At 35.6% G+C, this 904-nt stretch carries 1 protein-coding gene; it reads left to right on the top strand.

Annotation, left to right across the window (positions count from 1 at the left end):
• Window positions 1–510 (top strand): HAD-IA family hydrolase (locus IE142_RS39680; RefSeq protein ID WP_191889421.1); only part of this gene is annotated, 510 nt, incomplete at its 5' end.
• Between the last annotated feature and the right edge of the window lie 394 nt (window positions 511–904).

A 904-nucleotide genomic window follows, 5' to 3' on the forward strand; every position in this document is an offset into this window, starting at 1 on the left:
GTTGAATCTTTTAGGGAAATATCTTCCCGAGAGATAATGAAAAATCTTGGGATACCAGTATGGAAACTACCTGCGATTACTCAGAGTTTTATAAAACTTATGAAGGTAAATTCTTCAAAGATTCCTCTATTTGATCATACAGATGAAATGCTTGCACACCTTAATGAACATGGAATTACAGTAGGATTAGTTTCTTCAAATGGATACGAAAATGTGACCAGTGTTCTTGGTTCAAGCTGCCGATACTTTAGTTACTTTGAATGCGGTGCATCTTTTTTTGGAAAAGCATCTAGGTTAAAGCAGCTTTTAAAAAAAGCAGACTTTAAACCATCAGAAACTATCTATATTGGTGATCAGATTACCGATTATGAAGCAGCTAGAACGGTAGGAATTGCTTTCGGTGCAGTTTTATGGGGTTACAGTTCAGAAAAACTTTTAAAGAAACTGTCACCTGATGAGATATTTGAAAATGTGTCTGCCATAAAGAGGATTACTGTCAGCAAAAAATAACCCTACTAAATTATGCTTATAAGCAGAGAATCGCCATTCTAGATACCAGAGGTAAATTATGCTTTCTTTAAAGATAACTACACATATTGATATTAATGCGACACCGGAATAAGTTTGGCAGGTACTGACTGACTTTAAATCGTATGAGAGTTGGAATCCCTTTATCCGTAAAGTTGAAGGAAAGTTAAACATAGGTGAAAAACTAAAGATTAGGATTCATCCAACTAAGAAAAAAGCAATGGAATTTAAGCCTACACTATTGGGGGTCAGTTTGGAGATCGGAAAATCTTGTACGTTTAGCGCACTATTTAACCAAATCAACCCGTAAGGGATTGATTTAGTGCTAGTGGCTATCGCTTTTAAATTAGCGCGTATTCCGTATCGCATTTAGGTT

This window comes from Streptomyces mutabilis, from assembly GCF_014649815.1.
In the GTDB taxonomy this organism is placed as follows: Bacteria; Actinomycetota; Actinomycetes; order Streptomycetales; family Streptomycetaceae; genus Streptomyces; species Streptomyces mutabilis.